The organism is Nocardia sp. NPDC005978 (genome assembly GCF_040614455.1).
GTDB lineage: Bacteria > Actinomycetota > Actinomycetes > Mycobacteriales > Mycobacteriaceae > Nocardia.
Genome location: NZ_JBEXUS010000097.1, coordinates 23,358 through 30,489, shown reverse-complemented (window position 1 = coordinate 30,489; position 7,132 = coordinate 23,358). Strand labels below are relative to the sequence as shown.

Below are 7,132 nucleotides of genomic sequence, written 5' to 3'. Positions count from 1 at the left end.
TAGTAGCCGGGGGGCGCAAAGGGGCCGGGCGCCACCCCCCCCGGCCGCACGGCACCGCGCGGGGTACTGACCCGGCGGCGGGTACTGCTGGGCGGGGCAGCGCTCGCGCTGGGGGCGGGCGGGACGGCCGCGGGATACGCCGTATTCGGCTCGCGGGGAGGGGATTCCGCGTCGGACGGGTCGAATCCGGTCGCGGCGGGCGGGGCGGAGACCCTCGCGGTGCCGTCGCAGGTGCTGGCGCTGGCGTTCACGCCGGACGGGTCGGTGCTGGCCACCGGGTGCAAGAACAACTCCACGCTGCTGTGGAACGTCGCGACCCGGCAGGTGGACGGCAATCCGCTGCTGGGGCACAGCAATTCGATTCGCGGCGTGGCCTTCAGCCCCGACGGTTCACAGCTGCTCACCGGCAGCGAGGACGGTTCGGCGCGGCTGTGGAACGCAGGCACCCGCCAACCCATCGGCAATGCGCTGACCGGACATACGAGCGCGCTGCGCGGGGTGGCGTTCCATCCCGGCGGCGCCCTCATGGCGACCGGCAGCGATGACGGGACCGCCCAGGTGTGGACGGTCAACACCCGGCAACCGGCGGGCGCGCCCCTGACCGGTCACACCGGATCCGTTCGCGCCCTGGCCTTTCACCCCGCCGGTCGGCTGCTCGCGACCGGCAGCGCCGACGGCACGGCCCGCCTGTGGCTCGTGGGCACCGGCACCCTCTCCCGCGAGCCCCTCACCGGCCACAACGGCTCGATCCGCACCCTGGCCTGCACCCCCGACGGCGCCCTGCTCGCCACGGCGGGCGACGACGCGGTGATCCGCCTGTGGGACATCGTCTCCCACGAGCTCTCCGGCGATCCCCTGGCCGGCCACGCCGAACCGGTTCTGGCCATAGCCTTCACCGCCGACGGCGCCCTGCTGGCCAGCGGCAGCCGAGACGGCACCGTCCGCCTCTGGGACACGAAAACCCGTCAGCCCCTGGGCAATCCCCTGACCGGCCACACCGCCTCGGTCCACACCCTGGCATTCACCCCGGACGGCACGGTCCTGGCCACCGGCAGCGCCGACGGCAAGGTCTTCCTCTGGAAGGTCGCCGACCACCGCTGACGATCGCGCATGCGTCGCCGTCGCGGGCGGTCACTCACCACCGAGTGCCACGAGCGAGAAGCTCCGATCAAGGTCTACTGCCTCAGGGCCCGAACAACACCTACTTCACCCCACCGCGGGCAGGCCGGCCATGAGCGGCTCGCCCGCACCGGGGCGAGGCCGGACGGCTGTATCGCGGCGACTCACCGCTTCTCGCGCAGCGCCTTCTTCGCGGCGGCCTGTGCTGCGTTGACCTGCCCGGCGTACTTCCCCTTGGTCTGCTTGTCGACCACGTCGCCCACCTTGTCGACGAGCGGCTCCAGCTTGTCCGCGTGCTGTCCGGCGAGCTTGGCCGCCTTGGTCGCGGCCCCCTTCAGATTGTCGAACAACGCCACAGTCACACTCCCGCCTCGAAACCGATTCCGCCCCAGGTTATCCGGCAAAACCGGCCACGAACCGACAAGTGGCGACCGCCACCCGCCGCCGGCTGGGCGGCCGAGCGAAGGGCGAAGGGGTGACCGCGTCGGCGGCGGGTGGTCACCGCCCGCGTCGACACGGGCAGTGAGTCCAGGGTCGTCGCGCCGCACACGGGTTCTTCGGCGAATCTGCCTGCGGCCCTTCGGTATCGGCGAGGATCGCGCGGCGCACGCCCGGACCGTCAGCACACCGAAACGGCGACGGCGCCGGGGTCTTCCGAGACCCCGGTGCCGTTCGCACCGATCCGTGCCGTACTACTCCCCGGCCGCCGCGGCCGCTTCCGCACGGCGGCGGACGCGGCGGGCGGCCGCGACCATGTTGCGCAGGGACGGGTCGAGCTGCCAGTGGTGGCGGGTCTTCAGGCCGCCGTCCGGGTTGGCCCAGAGGCGTTGCGGGGTAACGGCTTCCGCCGCCGCGGTGAGGGCCTCGTCCAGCTCGTCGATGTCGGGGATCCGGGCCGAGCGGCTCTCGTAGACGCCGGGGCCGACGCCGTGCGTGAGGCCGTGGCCCTCGGCGCAGTCCTCCTTGAGGGAGTTCAGCACCCATTCGATGGAGCGGGTGGCCACGATCGCGGTCACATCGGCATCGAGCTCGTCGATGGCCTGCACCACGTCCTCGCGGCTGGAATAGCCGATGTGCGTGTGGATCTGGGTCTCCGCCTTGACCCCGGAGGTGGCAAGCCGGAACGCGGCCACCGCCCAGCGCAGGTATTCCGCGCGCCCGCGGGCCCGCAGCGGCAGCAGTTCGCGGATGGAGGGCTCGTCCACCTGGATGATGGAGATGCCCGCGCGCTCGAGATCCACGACCTCGTCCCGGATGGCCAGCGCCACCTGGTCCGCGGTGTCGAACAGCGGCTGGTCCTGGCGCACGAACGAACGCGCCAGCATGGTGACCGGCCCGGTGACCATGCCCTTGACCGGCTTGTCGGTCAGCGACTGCGCGTAGGTCGACCACTCCACCGACATGGGCGCGGGCCGCGACACGTCCCCGTACACGATCGGCGGTCGCACGCACCGCGATCCGTACACCTGCACCCAGCCGAAGTGGGTGGTGGCGAAGCCGTCGAGCAGCTCCGCGAAGTACTGGATCATGTCGTTGCGCTCGTGCTCACCGTGCACGAACACGTCGAGCCCGATGTCCTCCTGCAACCGGATGGTGCCCTCGATCTCGGCCTCGATCCGCTTGCGGTACTCGTCGTAGGACAGCCGCCCCTGACCGAGTTCGTAGCGCGCCTGCCGGCCCGCGTTGGTCTGCGGGAACGAGCCCAGCGTGGTGGCCGGCACCAGGGGCAGGTTCAGCTTGGCCTGCTGGGCAGCGCGCCGCACCTCGTACGGCTCGCGCTCGCGCATCTGCGGGGTGACGTTGTAGACCCGCTGCCGCACCGCGTGCTTCTGCTTGAAGTGCACCGAGGTCGGCCGCTTGCGCCATTTCTCCGAAGGCCCTTCGGTAAGCGCCTTCGCCAGCGAAACCACTTCCAGCACCTTCTGTTTCGCGAAGGCGAGGCGATCGGCGACATGCTCCTCGAGCTCGTATTCCACGAGCAGGTCGTAGGGCACGTGCAGCAGGGTGGCGCCGGTGGAGACCACCATGTCCGGGCACACCTTGGCGAGCTCGTTCAGGTATTCCAGGGTCACGCGCCGGTCCGCGCGCCACACGTTGGTGCCGCTGATGACGCCCGCGTACAGCCGCTTGCGCCCGATGCCCGGGATCTTGGCCAGGTCCTCGGGTCGGATGCGGTAGTTGGCCAGGTCGAGCCCGACGGCCTCGACCTTGGTGCGCGCCAGCGCTTCCAGGGCCTCGCCGAAATCGCCGTACTGCCCGGTGACCAATAGTCGCGGCCGCAGCGGCGCCTTGGACAGCCGGTTGTACGCCTTCTCGAACACCTCGATGGTGGACGGCGACCGGTCGCTGGTGAAGCACGGCTCGTCCAGCTGCACGCAGGTCGCGCCGCGCTTGGCGAGCAGCTCGAAGAGCTCCTCGTACACCGGCAGCAGCTTGTCCAGCAGCACCAGCTTGTCGAACTCGGTCTCGCCGGGCACGTGCCCGGTCTTGGACAGCAGCAGCAGCGACAGCGGGCCGAGCACCACCGGCCGCAGCTCGATGCCGGCGGCCTTGGCGCGATCGAATTCGTCGAGCAGCGCCTCGGGGTGCAGCGAGAATTCGGTATCGGTGTCGAGTTCGGGCTGGCGGTAGTGATACGGCGTGTTGAACAGCCGCACCAGTTCCAGCGGCGGCACGTCGGGGTTGCCGCGCGCCATCAGGAAGTAGAAGTCGAGCGGGTGCAGCCCCTCGCGGTAGGGCTCGAAGCGTTTGGGCACCGCGCCGAACAGCAGGGCGTTGTCGAGGATGTGGTCGTAGAAGGAGAAGGTGTTGCCGGGCACCTGGGTGAGTCCGGTCGCGGCCAGTTCGAGGTACTGGCTCTCCTGGATCTCACGTCCTACGGCGAGCAGCTCATCGCGTTCCGACGTTCCGTGCCAATAGGATTCGAGGGCACGCTTGAGTTCGCGATGCGGTCCGATACGGGGATAGCCCAGGATGCTCGATCCGAAGCCGTCGGTGACGTTGGCCATGAGCGCGCCACTCCTCCTTTAAGTCACCTGCGCGGCGCCCACCAGGAGGGGTGGACGCCGCACAGTTGCGCCCTGATGTCGGATCGACTCGCGTCGACCCGGATGGGCCGGCCGGTGTTACCGGCCCGTATTTGCAGCCTATGCCCCTGATGGGTTCGGAAGACCCGTACCCGCGTGCCATTCAGGAGCTGTCGTTCTGATAGAACGCGAGAACCGCTCCCGCAAGTTCCGGGCAACCGCCCGGACACGGCGAAGAGGGGGTGTCGCTCCCGATCGCCGGTCCGCGTGCACGACGCGGGCCGGCGCTCGGCCGGGCGGCTACTTCTTGGCCGCGGCGGGCGCGTTGTACTGGTAGAAGCCGGTACCGGCCTTCTTGCCGAGCAGACCCGCCTCGACCATGCGCATGAGCAGCGGCGGGGCGGAGTACAGCGGCTCCTTGAACTCGGCGTACATCGAGTCGGCGATGGACTTCACGGTGTCGAGCCCGACCAGGTCGGTCAGGGCGAGCGGGCCCATCGGGTGGGCGCAGCCCAGCACCATGGCCTTGTCGACGTCTTCCTTGGTGGCGAAACCGGATTCGACCATGCGGATCGCGGACAGCAGGTACGGCACCAGCAGCGCGTTGACCACGAAGCCGGAGCGGTCGGCCGAGCGCACGACCTGCTTGCCGAGCACGTCGGAGGCGAACTGCTCGGCGCGCGCGGTGACGGCCTCGGCGGTCTTGAGCGTGGTGATCAGCTCGACCAGCGGCAGCACCGGCACCGGGTTGAAGAAGTGCATGCCCACGACCCGCTCGGGGTTGTTGGTGGCCACGGCGATCTTCATGATCGGGATGGAGGAGGTGTTGGAGGCGAGCACGGCGTTGGGGTCGGTGACGACCTTGTCGAGCTCGGCGAAGATGGCGGTCTTCACGTCCTCGTTCTCGAGCACGGCTTCCACGACCAGCTGGCGGTCGGCGAAGTCGGCGAGGTCGGAGGTGAAGCGCAGCCGCCAGGCGGTCTGCTCACGCTCCCGCTCGGTGATCTTGCCGCTGGACACGGCCCGATCGAGCGACCGCAGGATGCGGGCGCGGCCGGCGGCGGCGAGTTCACGGGTCTGCTCGTAGACGAGGACGTCGACGTGCGCCCGGGCACACACCTCCGCGATACCCGCGCCCATCTGACCGGCACCGATGATGCCGACTCGCTGAATCTTCTCGCTCACGTCGCGCTCCGTTCCGCCTCCCCGCAACTCTTGCGGGCGGGCTATGTGCCGTTGCCGGTCGGACACCCGTACATTCGCCGGGCTCTCCATCAGGCTGGGTGAAGGCGTCGGAATGATCCTGACCCTGCGCCTTCTTAAGGTCTTTCGTTTAGGACAAAACCCTCCCCGCCGGGGCTGTCGACGGGAAGGGTCTGAGCCTCGGGGCGGCGTCTCCGCCGCCCCGAGGATTGTCTTTCGAAATCAGTTGTCACTCAACGCGACAACCAAGTTCGTAAGCGCTAGTTCCAAACTCAGTGGAACTGGCCTTCTTCGGTGGAGCCCTTCAGCGCAGCGGTGCTGGTGTTGGGGTCAACGGTGGTGGCGATGGTGTCGAAGTAGCCGGCGCCGACCTCACGCTGGTGCTTGACGGCGGTGAAGCCACGCTCGGCGGCGGCCTTGAACTCGCGCTCCTGCAGGTCGACGAACGCGGTCATGCCCTCGCGGGCGTAGCCGTGCGCCAGGTCGAACATGCCGTAGTTCAGCGAGTGGAAGCCGGCCAGGGTGATGAACTGGAACTTGAAGCCCATCGCGCCGAGCTCACGCTGGAACTTCGCGATGGTCGCGTCGTCCAGGTGCGCCTTCCAGTTGAACGAAGGCGAGCAGTTGTAGGCCAGCAGCTGGTCCGGGAACTCGCTGCGGACGGCCTCGGCGAACTTGCGCGCGACCTCGAGGTCCGGCACGCCGGTCTCCATCCAGATGAGGTCGGAGTACGGGGCGTAGGCCTTGGCACGCGCGATGCAGGGCTCGATGCCGTTCTTCACGCCGAAGAAGCCCTCGGCGGTACGGGTGCCATCGAGGAACTCGCGGTCGCGCTCGTCCACATCGGAGGTGATGAGGGTGGCGGCTTCGGCATCGGTACGGGCGATGATGACCGAGGGGACACCGGCGACGTCGGCCGCGAGGCGAGCCGAGGTCAGGGTGCGGATGTGCTGCTGGGTGGGGATCAGCACCTTGCCACCGAGGTGGCCGCACTTCTTCTCGGAGGCCAGCTGGTCCTCCCAGTGCACGCCCGCGGCGCCGGCCGCGATCATGGCCTTCTGCAGCTCGTAGGCGTTCAGCGCGCCACCGAAGCCGGCCTCGGCGTCGGCGACGATCGGGGCCAGCCAGTTGGAGACCGAGGTGTCACCCTCGACCTTGGCGATCTCGTCGGCACGCAGCAGCGCGTTGTTGATGCGACGCACGACGGACGGCACCGAGTTGGCCGGGTACAGCGACTGGTCCGGGTAGGTGTGGCCGGACAGGTTCGCGTCACCGGCGACCTGCCAGCCGGACAGGTAGATGGCCTTGAGGCCGGCGCGGACCTGCTGCACCGCCTGGTTGCCGGTGAGGGCGCCCAGGGAGTTGATGTAGTCCTCGTTGTTGACCAGATCCCAGAGGATCTCGGCACCACGGCGGGCGAGGGTGTGCTCCTCGACAACGGTGCCCTGCAGCTTCACAACCTGCTCGGCGGTGTAGCTACGGGTGATGCCCTTCCAACGGGGATTGGTGTCCCAGTCGTTCTGGATCTCCGCAGCGGTCTTCGGGGTGCCGACAGTCGACATCTCTGACTCCACTTCTTCGTTCGGTCTCGGTTGCCCCGCCGGTCGAACCCTCTCGCGATGATTCGGACACTGCTGGAGCGGCAATTTGCAGGCTTGCTATGCCCGCGAGGTGTACTTCCACACGATGGCACAGGAAAAAATGTGCGTCTACCTGTTGCAAGTGTGAATCCAGGCTAGCTTTCATCACGACTTTGCTAAGCCTGCGAAATTTGCTTGTTAATT

Annotated in this window: 5 protein-coding genes; 1 reads left to right on the top strand and 4 read right to left on the bottom strand. The window is 68.5% G+C overall.

Features of this window, described 5'->3' with window-relative positions:
• Window positions 1-219: 219 nt before the first annotated feature.
• Entirely contained in the window at window positions 220-1,101 is an 882-nt protein-coding gene (locus tag ABZ319_RS31465) for a WD40 repeat domain-containing protein (protein WP_354990159.1), read from the top strand.
• Window positions 1,102-1,283: 182 nt separating this feature from the next.
• Here the strand turns inward: ABZ319_RS31465 and ABZ319_RS31460 are convergent, their stop codons facing one another.
• From ABZ319_RS31460 to aceA, 4 genes are all read right to left on the bottom strand, one after another.
• Window positions 1,284-1,481, bottom strand: coding sequence for an antitoxin (locus ABZ319_RS31460; RefSeq protein WP_354990158.1), 198 nt, complete (start codon window positions 1,479-1,481; stop codon window positions 1,284-1,286).
• A 330-nt stretch (window positions 1,482-1,811) separates the two neighbouring features.
• On the bottom strand, window positions 1,812-4,127 hold the full coding sequence (gene metE, locus ABZ319_RS31455) for a 5-methyltetrahydropteroyltriglutamate--homocysteine S-methyltransferase (RefSeq protein WP_354990157.1): 2,316 nt from the start codon (window positions 4,125-4,127) through the stop codon (window positions 1,812-1,814).
• Between the two features lie 318 nt (window positions 4,128-4,445).
• The gene (locus ABZ319_RS31450; protein ID WP_354990156.1) at window positions 4,446-5,330 is read right to left on the bottom strand and encodes a 3-hydroxybutyryl-CoA dehydrogenase; all 885 of its coding nucleotides are present in this window, start codon (window positions 5,328-5,330) and stop codon (window positions 4,446-4,448) included.
• A 290-nt stretch (window positions 5,331-5,620) separates the two neighbouring features.
• Window positions 5,621-6,910 (bottom strand): isocitrate lyase, encoded by a 1,290-nt coding sequence (gene aceA / locus ABZ319_RS31445; RefSeq protein WP_354990155.1) that lies wholly within the window; start codon window positions 6,908-6,910, stop codon window positions 5,621-5,623.
• Window positions 6,911-7,132 lie beyond the last annotated feature (222 nt).